Annotated in this window: 15 protein-coding genes; 14 read left to right on the top strand and 1 reads right to left on the bottom strand. The window is 73.0% G+C overall.

Annotation, left to right across the window (positions count from 1 at the left end):
• Positions 1–38: 38 nt before the first annotated feature.
• From ABLE53_RS23720 to ABLE53_RS23785, 14 genes are all read left to right on the top strand, one after another.
• On the top strand, positions 39–290 hold the full coding sequence (locus ABLE53_RS23720) for a type II toxin-antitoxin system VapB family antitoxin (RefSeq protein ID WP_348861649.1): 252 nt from the start codon (positions 39–41) through the stop codon (positions 288–290).
• The gene (locus ABLE53_RS23725; RefSeq protein WP_348861650.1) at positions 287–676 is read left to right on the top strand and encodes a type II toxin-antitoxin system VapC family toxin; all 390 of its coding nucleotides are present in this window, start codon (positions 287–289) and stop codon (positions 674–676) included. Before ABLE53_RS23720 ends, ABLE53_RS23725 begins: the two co-directional genes overlap by 4 nt.
• A gap of 70 nt (positions 677–746) precedes the next feature.
• Positions 747–1,928 carry a chorismate synthase gene (gene aroC, locus ABLE53_RS23730; RefSeq protein WP_348861651.1) on the top strand — a complete coding sequence of 394 codons (1,182 nt, stop codon included), beginning with the start codon at positions 747–749 and terminating at the stop codon, positions 1,926–1,928.
• Positions 1,929–1,961: 33 nt separating this feature from the next.
• Positions 1,962–2,480, top strand: a complete 519-nt coding sequence (locus tag ABLE53_RS23735; protein ID WP_348861652.1) for a shikimate kinase — start codon at positions 1,962–1,964, stop codon at positions 2,478–2,480.
• Positions 2,477–3,574, top strand: a complete 1,098-nt coding sequence (gene aroB, locus ABLE53_RS23740) for a 3-dehydroquinate synthase (protein ID WP_348861653.1) — start codon at positions 2,477–2,479, stop codon at positions 3,572–3,574. The genes ABLE53_RS23735 and aroB overlap by 4 nt, the downstream gene beginning before the upstream one ends.
• Positions 3,571–4,023 (top strand): type II 3-dehydroquinate dehydratase, encoded by a 453-nt coding sequence (locus ABLE53_RS23745; protein WP_348861654.1) that lies wholly within the window; start codon positions 3,571–3,573, stop codon positions 4,021–4,023. Before aroB ends, ABLE53_RS23745 begins: the two co-directional genes overlap by 4 nt.
• A gap of 151 nt (positions 4,024–4,174) precedes the next feature.
• Positions 4,175–4,741: an elongation factor P gene (gene efp, locus ABLE53_RS23750; protein ID WP_348861655.1), complete on the top strand. Its 567-nt coding sequence runs from the start codon at positions 4,175–4,177 to the stop codon at positions 4,739–4,741.
• 3 nt (positions 4,742–4,744) lie between these two features.
• A complete protein-coding gene (nusB, locus tag ABLE53_RS23755; RefSeq protein WP_348861656.1) occupies positions 4,745–5,173 on the top strand; it encodes a transcription antitermination factor NusB in 429 nt (142 codons plus the stop codon).
• A 90-nt stretch (positions 5,174–5,263) separates the two neighbouring features.
• Positions 5,264–6,760 carry a MinD/ParA family ATP-binding protein gene (locus ABLE53_RS23760; protein ID WP_348861657.1) on the top strand — a complete coding sequence of 499 codons (1,497 nt, stop codon included), beginning with the start codon at positions 5,264–5,266 and terminating at the stop codon, positions 6,758–6,760.
• Between the two features lie 43 nt (positions 6,761–6,803).
• Positions 6,804–7,820 (top strand): NADPH:quinone reductase, encoded by a 1,017-nt coding sequence (locus ABLE53_RS23765; protein ID WP_348861658.1) that lies wholly within the window; start codon positions 6,804–6,806, stop codon positions 7,818–7,820.
• A 115-nt stretch (positions 7,821–7,935) separates the two neighbouring features.
• Positions 7,936–8,574, top strand: coding sequence for a bifunctional pyr operon transcriptional regulator/uracil phosphoribosyltransferase PyrR (gene pyrR / locus ABLE53_RS23770; RefSeq protein WP_348861659.1), 639 nt, complete (start codon positions 7,936–7,938; stop codon positions 8,572–8,574).
• Positions 8,571–9,524 carry an aspartate carbamoyltransferase catalytic subunit gene (locus tag ABLE53_RS23775; protein ID WP_348861660.1) on the top strand — a complete coding sequence of 318 codons (954 nt, stop codon included), beginning with the start codon at positions 8,571–8,573 and terminating at the stop codon, positions 9,522–9,524. The genes pyrR and ABLE53_RS23775 overlap by 4 nt, the downstream gene beginning before the upstream one ends.
• Positions 9,521–10,828, top strand: coding sequence for a dihydroorotase (locus tag ABLE53_RS23780; protein ID WP_348861661.1), 1,308 nt, complete (start codon positions 9,521–9,523; stop codon positions 10,826–10,828). Before ABLE53_RS23775 ends, ABLE53_RS23780 begins: the two co-directional genes overlap by 4 nt.
• 94 nt (positions 10,829–10,922) lie before the next feature.
• Complete coding sequence (locus ABLE53_RS23785; RefSeq protein WP_348861662.1) at positions 10,923–12,548, top strand: ABC-F family ATP-binding cassette domain-containing protein; 1,626 nt, start codon at positions 10,923–10,925, stop codon at positions 12,546–12,548.
• Between the two features lie 6 nt (positions 12,549–12,554).
• Here ABLE53_RS23785 and ABLE53_RS23790 read toward each other — a convergent pair whose 3' ends face one another.
• Positions 12,555–13,610 carry a zinc-dependent alcohol dehydrogenase family protein gene (locus ABLE53_RS23790; protein ID WP_348861663.1) on the bottom strand — a complete coding sequence of 352 codons (1,056 nt, stop codon included), beginning with the start codon at positions 13,608–13,610 and terminating at the stop codon, positions 12,555–12,557.
• Between the last annotated feature and the right edge of the window lie 138 nt (positions 13,611–13,748).

Here is a 13,748-nt window from a genome sequence, read left to right on the forward strand (position 1 = left end):
AGATTGTGATCTTCAGAGGAAGATCGTAGTCTTCCTGCGTGGCGCTGAACATCAAGGACCCGACCACCGACCGGCTGGCCCGGGAGCTGGCGGCGCTGACGGGCCAGCCCATCACCACGGCGCTGCGCGAGGCCATCGAGGAGAAGCTGGCAGCGATCAGGGCGCGCCGGTCGGCGGCGGGCAGGGCCGGGCTCGAGGAGATCATCCAGCGGGGGCGGCAGCGGCCGACCGTCGACGACCGCAGCGCCGAGGAGATCATCGGGTACGACGAGCGCGGGCTGCCCCGGTGATCGTCGCCGACACCTCGGCGCTCGTCGCGGTGGTCCTCGGCGAGCCGGACGCCGAGCGCTACCTGGCACGCATCGAGGACGAGGAGACAACGGTGTCGGCGGTCTCCCTGGTCGAGGCGCGGATCGTCGTCGAGGCGCGGCAGGGGCCCGACGCGACGCGCGATCTCGGGCTCCTCGTCGAGGGGGCGGTCGGACGCGTCGTCCCGGTCGACGCCGAGCACGCCGACGCCGCCTTCGGCGCGTGGCGTCGCTTCGGGAAGGGGCGCCATCCCGCGGGGCTCAACCTGGGGGACTGCTTCGCCTACGCAGCGGCCCGGCTGGCCGGCGTACCTCTGCTGTTCAAGGGCGACGACTTCACGCTCACGGACGTGGCAAGCGCCCTGTGAGACGCGCGCTGGCGTCTCAGCCTCGCGAACCGGGGAGCCCGCCGCGGGTGAGGGATGAAACACTGGCGTCATGCTGCGCTGGCTCACCGCGGGCGAGTCCCACGGCCCCTCCCTGGTCGCGATCCTCGAGGGGCTGCCCGCCCACGTCCGCATCACCTCCGGCGAGATCGCCGACGGGCTCGCCCGGCGGCGGCTGGGCTACGGGCGCGGTGCCCGGATGAAGTTCGAGCAGGACGAGGTCACGCTGGTCGGCGGCGTACGCCACGGCGAGACGCAGGGCGGGCCGGTCGCGATCGAGGTGGGCAACACCGAGTGGCCGAAGTGGGAGCAGGTCATGGCCGCCGACCCGGTCGACCCGGAGGTGCTCGAGGGGCTGGCGCGCAACGCGCCGCTGACCCGGCCGCGGCCCGGGCATGCGGACCTGGTGGGGATGCAGAAGTACGACTTCGGGGACGCCCGGCCGATCCTCGAGCGCGCGTCCGCGCGGGAGACGGCCGCGCGGGTGGCGCTGGGCCGGGTCGCACAGGCGTTCCTGCTCCAGTCCGTCGGTGCGCAGGTCGTCTCGCACGTGACCGAGATCGGCGGCGTACGCGTCCCGGCCGGCTCGCCCCTCCCGGGTCCGGCCGACCTGGCGGCGATCGACGAGGACCCGGTGCGCTGCTTCGACGCCGACACCTCCAAGCTGATGGTCGAGCGGATCGACCAGGCCCACAAGGACGGCGACACCCTCGGCGGGGTGGTCGAGGTGGTCGTCTCCGGGCTGCCGCCGGGGCTGGGCTCGCACGTGCACTGGGACCGCCGGCTCGACGCCCGGCTGGCCGGGGCGCTGATGGGGATCCAGGCGATCAAGGGCGTCGAGCTCGGCGACGGGTTCGGGTTGGCCTCGACGCCGGGGAGCGAGGCGCACGACGAGATCGTGCCCGGCCCCGACGGGATCCGCCGGGTGACCGGCCGCTCCGGCGGCACCGAGGGCGGGATGACGACCGGCGAGCCGCTGCGGGTGCGTGCGGCGATGAAGCCGATCGCGACGGTTCCGCGTGCGCTGCGTACGGTCGACGTGGCCACCGGCGAGGAGTCGGTCGCCCACCACCAGCGCTCCGACGTGTGCGCCGTACCCGCCGCCGGCGTCGTCGCCGAGGCGATGGTGGCGCTCGTGCTGGCCGACGCGGTGCTGGAGAAGTTCGGCGGCGACTCCGTCCGCGAGACGAAGCGCAACGCCGAGGCCTACCTCGACACGCTCAGGTACCGGTGAGGCAGCGGTGAGACCGCGAGCGGAGCGACGCCGATGACGAAGCCGGTGGCCGTCCTCGTCGGACCGATGGGGGCCGGGAAGACCACCGTCGGCCGGCAGCTGGCCGCCACGTGGGGCGTGACGCTGCGAGACACCGACGAGGACGTCGAGGCGGTGGCCGGCAAGTCCGTCCAGGACCTCTTCGTGGACGAGGGCGAGGCGCACTTCCGCCGGCTGGAGCGGGCCGCCGTCGCCGCCGCGCTGGCCGAGCACGACGGCGTCGTCGCGCTGGGCGGGGGAGCGGTGCTCGACCCCGGGACCCGGAGGCTGCTGCACGGCCACGACGTCGTCTACCTCAAGGTCGGGCTCGCCGACGCCGTCAAGCGGGTCGGCCTCGGGTCGGGGCGTCCGCTGCTCCTCGGCAACGTGCGCGCCCGGCTGAAGGCGCTGCTCGACGAGCGCTCGCCGATCTACGAGTCGCTCGCGCGAGTCGTCGTCGAGACCGACGGCCGCTCCACCGACGAGGTGGTCAGCGACATCCGGTCCGCACTGACAGGGGAGAGACAGCGATGACCGGCTCCACGACACCGATCCACGTGGGCGGCGCCTCGCCGTACGACGTCCTCATCGGGCACGGCCTCGCCGACCGGCTCCCCGGCGTGCTCGGGGAGAGGGTGGAGCGGGTCGCCCTGCTGTACGCCGCCGACCTGGCCGAGCAGGCCGGGCCATTCCTCGACGCGCTGGTGGAGAGGTACGACGTCCTCGCGCTGGGCCTGCCCGACGGCGAGTCGGCCAAGACGAGCGCGGTCGCGAACGACTGCTGGGAGGCGCTGGGGGAGAAGGGCTTCACCCGCTCCGACGCGGTCGTCACCTTCGGCGGCGGCGCGACCACCGACCTGGGCGGCTTCGTCGCCGCCACCTGGCTGCGCGGGGTGCGCGTCGTCCACGTCCCGACGACGCTGCTCGCGATGGTCGACGCCGCGGTGGGCGGCAAGACCGGCATCAACACCGCCGCGGGCAAGAACCTCGTCGGGGCCTTCCACGAGCCGGCGGGCGTGCTCTGCGACCTCGACCTGCTGGCCACGCTCCCGCGCGCCGAGCTCGTCGCCGGGCTCGGCGAGGTGGTCAAGTGCGGGTTCATCGCCGACCCGGAGATCCTCCGGCTGGTCGAGACGACCGATCCGGAGACGCTCGATGCGGACTCGCCGGTGCTGGCCGAGCTCGTCGAGCGCGCCGTACGCGTCAAGGTCGAGGTCGTCGTCGCCGACCTCAAGGAGACCGGCGGTGAGGGCGGGCACCCCGGCCGCGAGGTGCTCAACTACGGCCACACGCTCGGCCACGCCGTGGAGAAGCACTCCGGCTACACCGTCCGCCACGGTGAGGCGGTCGCCATCGGGTGCGTCTACGCCGCCGAGCTGGCCCGGCTCGCCGGGCTACTCGCCGACGACGTCGCCGTACGGCACCGCGAGACGTTCGCCCGGGTCGGGCTGCCCGTCTCGGTCACCGGTGTGGGGTTCGACGACCTGATCGGGGCGATGCGGGTCGACAAGAAGGCCCGCGGCTCGCAGCTCCGCTTCCTCGTGCTGCGCGGTCTCGCCGACCCGACGATCCTGGCCGGCCCCGACGACGCGCTGCTACGCAAGGCCTTCGAGGCGGTCGCGTCGTGAGCGCCACCACCCGGGTCCTCGTCCTCAACGGCCCCAATCTCGGCCGGCTCGGTCGCCGGCAGCCCCAGATCTACGGCACCACGTCCTACGAGCAGCTCGTCGAGCTCTGCGTCGAGTGGGGCCACGACCTCGGCTTCGACGTGTCGGTCCGGCAGACCAACTACGAGGGCGAGATGGTCGGCTGGCTCAACGACGCCGCCGACAGCGCCACGCCGGTCGTCCTCAACGCCGCCGCCTGGACCCACTACTCGCTCGCGATCTACGACGCCTGCGCGCAGCTCACCGCACCGCTCGTCGAGGTGCACCTGAGCGACCCGCTGACGAGGCCGGAGGAGTTCCGCCACACGTCGTACGTCACGCCGCACGCGGTGGCGGTCATCGCGGGCCGCGGCGTCGACGGGTACGCCGAGGCGCTCGCCGTCATCGCGCGTCTCCTCGGGCGCCCCTGACGTCGGCGCCGTCGGATTCGGCCGTCGTACGCCCCTCCCGATAGCATTGCCCGCTGGTGCGCGCTGGTGCGCGTACGCCCCGGACCGGCGTCCGGCACCGATTGACAACCTGCATCGCAGACACAGACGAACGAAGGCTGGCTCGCACGCAATGGCTACCACGAACGACCTCAAGAACGGCATGGTTCTCAACCTCGACGGCCAGCTCTGGCAGGTGGTCGAGTTCCAGCACGTGAAGCCCGGCAAGGGCCCGGCGTTCGTCCGCACCAAGCTCAAGAACGTCGAGTCGGGCAAGAACGTCGACAAGACGTTCAACGCCGGCGTGAAGGTCGAGACCGCGACCGTCGACAAGCGCACGATGCAGTACCTCTACAACGACGGCACCAACTACGTCTTCATGGACGTCCAGACCTATGACCAGATCGAGGTCGGCCCGGAGATCGTCGGCGACGCCGCGCAGTTCATGCTCGAGAACACCGACGCCATCGTCGCCACCAACGAGGGCCGTGTCCTCTTCATCGAGCTCCCGCCGTCGGTCGAGCTCACGATCACCTACACCGAGCCCGGCGTCGTGGGCGACTCGGCCACCGGCCGCACCAAGCCGGCGACGCTCGAGACCGGCGCCGAGATCCAGGTCCCGCTCTTCATCGAGCAGGGCGAGAAGATCAAGGTCGACACCCGTGACGGCGGCTCCTACCTGAGCCGCGTGAAGGGCTAGCCGATGCCCGCCCGCTCCGGCACCGGCACCGCCCGCACCAAGGCGCGCAAGCGCGCCCTGGACCTGCTCTTCGCCGCCGAGGCGCGCGGCATCGCCGCCGGCGCGCTGCTCGACCAGCAGCTCGCCGACGGCGAGGTCCCGGGCAACCCCTACACCGTGACGCTCGTGCGCGGCGTCGAGGCCGAGCGGGAGCGCATCGACGGCGTGATCGGGCGCTACGCGCAGGACTGGACCCTCGACCGGATGCCGGCCGTCGACCGCAACGTGCTGCGCCTCGGCGTCTGGGAGCTGCTGTACGCCGACGACGTACCCGACCACGTCGCCATCACCGAGGCCATGGCGCTGGTCCGCGACCTCTCCACCGACGAGTCGCCGAGCTTCGTCAACGGCGTGCTCGGCGCGATCCAGCGCGACAAGGCCACCCTCGGCTGACGCTCCACGGCTCGGTCGCCGACGTTTCAGCCGCGCGCACGTGTGCATACTGGGCACCGACAGCGCACCTGCTGCTCGGAGGAGAAGCGCATGACGCACCCCACCCCGGGGCACGGAGACCAGCCCGATCCGCTGACCGACCCGATCCACTCGATCGAGGACACGGTGGACCGGCCCTACACACCCGAGGAGCTGGAGGCGTACGCCGCCGAGCAGGCGGAGCAGGCGGCCCGCGCCGGGCAGCCCGAGCACGCCGACCGGGCCGCGCCTCCGTCCGGGCCTCCGTCCGGGCCCCCTCCGTCGGGTCCGCCCGCCCCACCGCCGGGCGCCGCGGCGCCGCCTCCGCCGCCCCTGCCGCAGCAGCCCGCGGAGCCGGAGGCGCCCGCACCGCGTGCGCCCGCGCAGCACTCGTGGGGCTGGGCGCCGCCGCAGGAGACCGCGGCGCCGCAACCCGCGGAGCCGTCTCACACCCGCCCCGGGCAGCAGCCCGTCGTGGCGCAGCAGCCCCCGCCCTACACAGGGCCGGCTGCTCCCCAGCAGCCCTACGGCCAGGGCTATCCCGAGCAGCCGTACGCCGAGCAGGCGTACCCGGAGCTGGCCTACCCGGAGCCGCTCGCGGCGCAGGAGTCCGGCGAGGGGGACGTCCGGCGGTTCATGACCGCGACCGACTTCCTCGACCGCCGCGCCGACACCGTGGGGCACGGCCCGGCGACCTGGGGCTGGCGGGGAGCCGTACGCCGGATGTCGGGCGGCCTAATCAAGCCGTCGATGGGCCGCCGGGAGCTCGAGTACGAGCAGGACCGGGCCAGCATCCAGCGCGACTTCGACGGACCCCGCACGATCGCCTTCATCAACCCGAAGGGCGGTGCGGCGAAGACCACCGGCGTCCTCGCGGCCGGGTTCACCTTCGGCACGGTCCGCGGTGGCGGCGTGGTCGCCTGGGACAACAACGAGACCCGCGGCACCCTCGGGATCCGTGGCACCCGCAGCACCCATCGCAACACCACCCGCGAGCTGCTCGAGGACCTGGGCCGGTTCAGCGACGTCTACCAGAGCCGGATCGGCGACCTCGGCGCGTTCGTACGCTCCCAGGGCGACGCCCACTTCGACGTCCTCGCCTCCGACGAGCGCCCCGACGTCACCGGCCAGATCCACGCCGACGACTTCGACGCGGTCCACAAGCTGCTCGAGCGCTTCTACCGGGTCATCCTCATCGACACCGGCAACAACATGCGCGCGGAGAACTGGCTGGCGGCGGCCAACGCCGCCGACCTGCTCGTGGTCACCAGCACGGTCCGCGAGGACACCGGCTACAGCGGCCTGTGGATGCTCGACGCGCTGCAGGAGTCGGGCTACGCCAACCTCAAGTACAAGACGATCACGGTCCTCTCCGACCCCTCCCACAAGGTCGACGACAAGCTCGCCCAGGACCTCGTCGACGTCTACCAGCAGCGGACGCGCGGGGTCTACCGGGTGCCGTTCGACCCGATCCTGGTGGGCGGCTCGACGGTGCAGTACTCCCAGCTCTCCCGGGAGACCCGGATGTCGTGGCTCAAGGCGTGCGCGGCGATGTCCCAGGCGCTCTGAGCCGGCGTCGGGAGCGTGGGGCGGCGTGAGTAACGTCGGTCCCATGCGCGCAGTCGTCTACACCGAGACCGGTCCGACCTCCGTCCTGAAGCTCGTCGACCGGGACGTCCCCGAGCCCGGGCCCGGCGAGGTGCGGGTCCGGCTGGTCCGGGCCGGGGTCAACCCGACCGACTGGAAGCAGCGGGCCGGCGGCACCTACGCCGCCCTGCCCTACCCGGAGATCACCCCGGGGCAGGACGGGGCCGGCGTCGTCGACGCGGTCGGGGAGGGCGTCGGCGGTCCGGCGGTCGGCGACCGGGTGTGGCTGCTGCTGGCGCAGCACGGGCGGGCGTACGGCACCGCCGCGGAGTACGCCGTCGTGCCGGTCGCACACGCGATGCCTCTGCCCGAGACGGCGTCGTACGACCTCGGCGCGAGCCTGGGCGTCCCGGCGGTCACGGCGCACCGGGCTCTGACGACGGGCGAGACGACCAGCCGGCTCGCGCCGGGGACGATGGAGGGCCAGACGGTCCTCGTCCACGGCGGCGCCGGGGCGGTGGGCAACGCGGCGATCCAGCTCGCCCGGTGGGCCGGGGCGACGGTCCTCACGACCGTCAGCAGCGACGAGAAGGGCGCCCTCGCGATCGCGGCCGGCGCCCACCAGACGGTGAACTACCGCGTCGGCGACCCCGTCGCGGAGATCCGGGCGCTGGCGCCCGACGGCGTCGACGTCGTCGTCGAGGTCGCGCCCGCCCAGAACAACGACATCGACCGCGAGGTGACCCGCGTGCGCGGCACGATCGCGGTCTATGCGAACAACGGCGGCGACGAGCTCACCATGCCGGTCCGCGCGACGTTCTCGAAGAACCTGCGCTACCAGTTCATCCTGCTCTACGCGCTCGGCGAGGACCTGATCCAGGCCGCCGCCGAGGACCTCTCCGCCGCCGTCGCCGCGGGGGCGCTGCGGGTCGGCGAGGACGTCGGCGTACCCCTCCACCACTTCCCGCTCGAGCAGACCGCCGCCGCCCACCAGGCCGTCGAGGACGGCGCGGTCGGCAAGGTGCTGATCGATCTCGAGTGACCCGCCGTGAGTCCGCGGCCGGTTCGTCGTCCGGGCTCCGGCGGCGGTAGGGTGGCGGCGATCGACATCCTTTAACGAGCCGTCCACGAGAGGCGGAGAAGGAGGTCCCGCCGCGATGGCAGACGCCGTCGGCCCCCTGGCCGACCAGACCGGCCCGTCGGCCGACACCGCCGGACGCGTCGTCCTCGACGCCCGCGACATCTCCCGCGCGCTGACCCGCATCTCCCACGAGATCCTGGAGCGCAACAAGGGCGCCGCCGACCTGGTCCTGCTGGGCCTGCAGACCCGCGGCGTGCCCCTCGCCCAGCGGATCGCCGCACGGATCGGCGAGGTGGAGGGACTCCGAGTGCCGACCGGGTCGCTCGACGTGACGATGTACCGCGACGACCTGCGCTCCCACCCGACCCGTCGCCCGCACCGTACGACGGTCCCGGCCGGCGGAGTCGACGGGAAGGTGGTCGTCCTCGTCGACGACGTGCTCTTCTCCGGCCGCACCATCCGGGCCGCGCTGGACGCGATCTCCGATCTCGGGCGACCGGCCGCCGTACGCCTCGCCGTGCTCGTGGACCGGGGCCACCGCGAGCTGCCGATCCGCGCCGACCACGTGGGCAAGAACCTCCCGACCGCCCGGTCCGAGCGGGTCGGCGTACGCCTCACCGAGGTCGACGGCAGCGACGAGGTGCGCATCGTGGACGGCGCCCCCGTCGGCGCCGCCCTCGGAGGCGGAGCCGGCACGGACGGAGGAGAGGCATGAACCGCCACCTGCTCAGCATCGACGACCTCACCGCCGACGACATCGCGACGCTCCTCGGCACGGCGGCCGAGATGCACGACGTGCAGCGCCGCGAGGTGAAGAAGCTCCCGGCGCTGCGCGGCCGGACCGTCATCAACCTGTTCTTCGAGGACTCCACGCGCACCCGGTCGAGCTTCGAGATCGCCGGCAAGTGGCTCTCCGCCGACGTCATCAACCTCTCCGCGAAGGGGTCGAGCGCGAGCAAGGGCGAGAGCCTGCGCGACACCGTGCTCACCGTCACGGCGATGGGCATCGACGGCCTCGTGATGCGCCACTCCGCATCCGGCGCCGCGCACCAGGTCGCGGGCTGGATCGGCGTACCCGTCATCAACGCCGGCGACGGCATGCACGAGCACCCGACCCAGGCGCTGCTCGACAGCTACACGCTCCAGCGACACTTCGCCGCCGCCGACGGCGGCCTCGGCAGCCTCGAGGGCAAGCGCGTGGCGATCGTCGGCGACCTCACCCACAGCCGGGTCTTCCGCAGCAACGTGAAGTGCCTCGGCAAGCTCGGCGCCGAGGTGGTGGCGGTCGCGCCGCCCACGCTCATGCCGTCGGGGATCGGGGAGTGGTCGAAGGCCGACGGCTTCACGACGTCGTACGAGCTGGACCCGGTGCTCCCCGAGGTCGACGCGGTGATGATGCTGCGGGTGCAGCGCGAGCGGATGAGCGGCGGCTACTTCCCGTCGCCGCGGGAGTACACCGTCGGCTACGGCCTCACCCGGGACCGGCTGCGGCTGCTCAAGGACGGCGCGCCGATCCTGCACCCCGGACCGATGAACCGCGGGCTGGAGATCTCCGCGGACGCCGCCGACGCGGCCGGCTCGGCCGTGCTCGACCAGGTCTCCGCGGGCGTCGCCGTACGCATGTCCGTGCTCTACCACCTGCTCGCCGGCGAGGAGAACGAGTGAGTCTGCTGATCAAGGGCGCCTCCCTGCTCGGGGAGAGGACCGCCGACCTGTACGTCGACAGGGGAGTGATCCAGGAGATCGGCTCCGTCGGCACGACGGCCGACACGGTCGTCGACGCGGCCGGCCTGGTCGCGCTGCCGGGCCTCGTCGACCTCCACACCCACCTGCGCGAGCCGGGCCGCGAGGACGCCGAGACGGTGCTGACCGGGTCGCGCGCGGCGGCGGTCGGCGGCTACACCGCCGTGCTCGCCATGGCCAACACCACGCCGGTCACCGACACCGCCGAGGCGGCGCTCGGGGTCTGGGAGCTCGGCCGGGAGGCCGGCCTCGTCGACGTGCAGCCAGTCGGTGCCGTCACCAAGGGGCTCGCCGGCGAGGAGCTCGCCGAGCTCGGCCTGATGGCGCGCTCGCGGGCGAGGGTGAGGGTCTTCTCCGACGACGGGCGCTGCGTGTCCGACCCGCGGGTGATGCGGCGGGCGCTGGAGTACGTCAGGACGTTCGGAGGCGTCATCAGCCAGCACAGCCAGGACCCGGCGCTCGCGCCGTACGCCAGCGCGTGCTGCCACGAGGGCGAGCTCTCCGGCCGGCTCGCGCTGCCGGGCTGGCCCGGCGTGGCCGAGGAGGTCGTCGTCGCGCGCGACGTGATGCTCGCGCGGCACACCGGCTCGCGGGTGCACGTCGCCCACGTGTCGACCGCCGGCAGCGTCGAGGTCATCCGCTGGGCGAAGGCGCAGGGGATCAACGTGACCGCCGAGGTGACGCCCCACCACCTCATGCTCACGACCGACCTGCTGGAGTCCTACGACCCGACCTACAAGGTCAACCCGCCGCTGCGCCCCTCCGAGGACGTCGAGGTGCTCCGCCGGGCCCTCGCCGACGGCACCATCGACGCGGTCGCGACCGACCACGCCCCGCACGCGCGGCACGACAAGGAGCACGCCTTCGTCGACGCCGCCTTCGGGATGCTCGGGCTGGAGGCGGCGCTGCCGGTCGTGACGACGGTGATGGTCGAACAGGGGCTGCTCGACTGGGCCGGCGTCGCCCGGGTCATGTCGACCGCGCCGGCCCGCATCGCCGGTCTCGACGGGCACGGCCACACCCTGGCCGTCGGCTCGCCGGCCAACCTCACGCTCGTCGACCCGGCCGCCCGGACCGTCGTCGATCGGGACGCCTCGGCATCGCTCTCGCGCAACAACCCCTGGCACGGTCGCAAGCTCACCGGCTCGGTCGTGGCCACCGTCCTGCGCGGCACCCCCACCGTCCTCGACGGCAACCTCGTGGCGCCCGAGGGGACCCGTCCGTAGACTGGGCGCATCATGTGGATCCAGCGCTGACCCGACCCGCTTCCGCGGCACTGCCCGGCGGGTCTTCGCCTACCTTCAGTGAAGGCCAGCGCCCATGCCAGCGCCCATCTCCCCGATCCTCGTCCGTGACCTCTCGGTCGCCTTCCGCTCCGGCCCGGTGCTCACCGGGATCGATCTCACCGCCGCCCCTGGGCAGCGGGTCGCCCTCGTCGGCGAGAACGGCTCCGGCAAGTCGACGCTGCTGAGGGCGGTCGCCGGCCTGCTCCCACGCACCGCGCAGGTGTCCGGGACCACCGAGGCACCCGCCGACCTCGTGTGGCTGCCCCAAGAGCCGCCGTTCCGCGACGGCGACACGGTGGCGCAGGTCCTTGCGACGACGCTGCGCCCGCTGCGGGCGGCGGTCGACGCGGTCGAGCGGCTGGCCGACCGGCTGGAGGAGCCGGAGTCGGGGCAGAGGTACGCCGAGGCGCTCGACTTCGCGGTCGCCCACGACGCCTGGGACGCCGACAGGCGGGCCCTCCTCGCCGCCGAGCGTCTCGGGCTCTCGGGCCTCCCTCCGGACCGCCGGGTCGGCACCCTCTCCGGCGGCCAGCGCACCCGCCTCGCACTCGCCACCGCGATCACCCGTCGCCCGGACGCGCTCCTGCTCGACGAGCCGACCAACCACCTCGACGACGACGCGGTCGGGACCCTTGCCGAGTTCCTGCGCGACCTGCCCGGTGCGGTGCTGTTCGCGAGCCACGACCGGGTCTTCCTCGACGAGGTCGCCACCGGGCTCGTCGACCTCGACCCGGTGCCGGCAGGCTCCTTCGGGACCGACGGTGGGGGCGGGCGGCGGTTCGGCGGCGGCTGGACGGCGTACGAGCAGGCACGGAGGGCGGCGCGAGGGCGCTGGGAGCAGACCTACGCCGAGCAGCAGGACGAGCTCAGGCGTCTGCGCCAGGCGACGCGGATCGGCACCGAGGCGGTCTCGCACAACCGCGGACCGCGGGACGCCGACAAGTTCCTCTACGGCTTCAAGGCCGGCAAGGTCGAGCGCACCGTGTCCCGCCGCACGAGGGACGCGCAGCGCCGACTGGACGAGGCCGAGCGCACCCAGGTCCGCAAGCCACCGGCGCCGCTGAGGCTCAACGCAACGGTGGGAGCCGCCGGTGCCGGTGGTCGGATCGTCCTGGTCCGCGACCTCGACGTACCCGGCCGGCTCCAACTCCCCGTCCTCGACGTGACGGCGGAGGAGCACCTCCTCGTCACCGGGACCAACGGCTCCGGCAAGTCCACCCTCGTCGGCGTCCTCTCCGGCCGGATCACGTCGTACGCCGGCGACGTCCAGGTCGCCGCTCGCCAGGTGGCCGAGCTCACCCAGGACCCGGCGTTCGTCGACCTGCGGCGCAGTGCGCGCGACACCTACCTCGACGTCGTCGGCGAGGAGCTCGCCGCGGAGCGGCCGCTGCGTGATCTCGGACTGCTGCACCCGCGAGACCTGCACCGGCCCGTGGGTGCGCTCTCGGCCGGCCAGCGCCGCCGGCTCGCGTTGGCGGTCGTCCTCGCGTCCGGGCCCGACCTCCTGCTCCTCGACGAGCCGACCAACCACCTCTCGCTCGCCCTCGCGAGCGAGCTCGAGGAGGCGATCGGCGCCTCCACAGGCACGGTCGTCGTCGCCTCCCACGACCGCTGGCTGCGCCGTCACTGGGACGGTCGGGTGCTCGCCCTGGGTGGTTGAGCCGGCCTATGCCGTCATGACCACCTTGAGCGCCTTGGTCTCCGCGGCGCGGCCGAAGGTGTCGTACGCGTCGAGGATCTCGGCCAGCTTGTAGCGGTGGCTGACGAACCCGCCCACGTCGAGCCTGCCCTGGGCGAGCAGCTTGATCAGCATCGGTGAGCTGTCGGTGTTGACCAGGCCGGTCGTGATGGTCAGGTTGTCGATCCAGGCCTTGTCGAGCGGGAACTCCACCGGCTTGCCATGGACGCCGACGTTGGCGACGTGGCCGGCCGGGCGGACGAGCGAGAGCGCCATGTCCCACGTCGTGGGAACGCCGACGGCCTCGATGGAGACGTCCACGCCGAGGCCGTCGGTCATGGCGAGGACCTGCTCCTTCCAGTCCGGGTCGGAGGCGACCACGCCGTCGCTCGCACCGAACGACCTGGCCATCTCGACCCGGTTCGCGTCGAGGTCGATCGCGATGACCCGCGACGGCCCGTAGAGCCCGGCGGTGGTGATGGCGGCGAGCCCCACCGGTCCGGCGCCGACCACGGCCACGACGTCGCCCGGCTTGACCGCGCCGTACTGCACCCCGATCTCGTGGCCGGTCGGGAGGATGTCGCTGATGAGGACGGCCAGCTCGTCGGGTACGCCGTCGGGCACCCGGTAGAGCGAGGTCTCCGCGAACGGCACCCGGACGTACTCCGCCTGGGTCCCGTCGATGAGGTGTCCGAAGATCCAGCCGATCCCGGGTGCACCCTCCTCGGCCTGGCAGTGGGAGTAGACGCCGGTCTTGCAGTAGATGCACTTCCCGCACGCCGAGATGCAGCTGATGATCACGCGGTCCCCGACGGCCAGGTCGGTGACGGCGGAGCCGATCTCGGTGATGGTGCCGACCCCCTCGTGGCCGAGGATGCGGCCCTCCGTCACGGCCGGGACGTCGCCCTTGAGGATGTGCAGGTCGGTGCCGCAGATGGTGGTGGTCTCGACCTTCACGATCGCGTCGGTCGGCTTGAGGATCGTCGGGTCCGGGACCTCTTCCCAGTCCTTCTGCCCGGGACCGTGGTAGACGAGTGCGCGCATGCCAGGCTCCTTTCGAGGATCTATCCGGCACGCTAGCCCTGACGTGACCCGGCGAACAGGCCGAAGGGCCCGCGCCGAGTGCGGACGCAGCGGGACCCGCTGGTAGGGTCGGGCGCGGACCGACATCCTTTAACCACC

The sequence above is a fragment of the Nocardioides asiaticus genome, from assembly GCF_040049175.1.
Classification (GTDB): Bacteria; Actinomycetota; Actinomycetes; order Propionibacteriales; family Nocardioidaceae; genus Nocardioides; species Nocardioides cheoyonin.

Excerpts from the sequence above, each read along its gene's own strand:
- aroC (WP_348861651.1), top strand. The coding sequence starts at position 747 with ATGCTGCGCTGGCTCACCGCGGGCGAGTCCCACGGCCCCTCCCTGGTC.
- ABLE53_RS23735 (WP_348861652.1), top strand. The coding sequence starts at position 1,962 with ATGACGAAGCCGGTGGCCGTCCTCGTCGGACCGATGGGGGCCGGGAAG.
- aroB (WP_348861653.1), top strand. The coding sequence starts at position 2,477 with ATGACCGGCTCCACGACACCGATCCACGTGGGCGGCGCCTCGCCGTAC.
- efp (WP_348861655.1), top strand. The coding sequence starts at position 4,175 with ATGGCTACCACGAACGACCTCAAGAACGGCATGGTTCTCAACCTCGAC.
- nusB (WP_348861656.1), top strand. The coding sequence starts at position 4,745 with ATGCCCGCCCGCTCCGGCACCGGCACCGCCCGCACCAAGGCGCGCAAG.
- ABLE53_RS23760 (WP_348861657.1), top strand. The coding sequence starts at position 5,264 with ATGACGCACCCCACCCCGGGGCACGGAGACCAGCCCGATCCGCTGACC.
- ABLE53_RS23765 (WP_348861658.1), top strand. The coding sequence starts at position 6,804 with ATGCGCGCAGTCGTCTACACCGAGACCGGTCCGACCTCCGTCCTGAAG.
- pyrR (WP_348861659.1), top strand. The coding sequence starts at position 7,936 with ATGGCAGACGCCGTCGGCCCCCTGGCCGACCAGACCGGCCCGTCGGCC.
- ABLE53_RS23775 (WP_348861660.1), top strand. The coding sequence starts at position 8,571 with ATGAACCGCCACCTGCTCAGCATCGACGACCTCACCGCCGACGACATC.
- ABLE53_RS23785 (WP_348861662.1), top strand. The coding sequence starts at position 10,923 with ATGCCAGCGCCCATCTCCCCGATCCTCGTCCGTGACCTCTCGGTCGCC.
- ABLE53_RS23790 (WP_348861663.1), bottom strand. The coding sequence starts at position 13,610 with ATGCGCGCACTCGTCTACCACGGTCCCGGGCAGAAGGACTGGGAAGAG.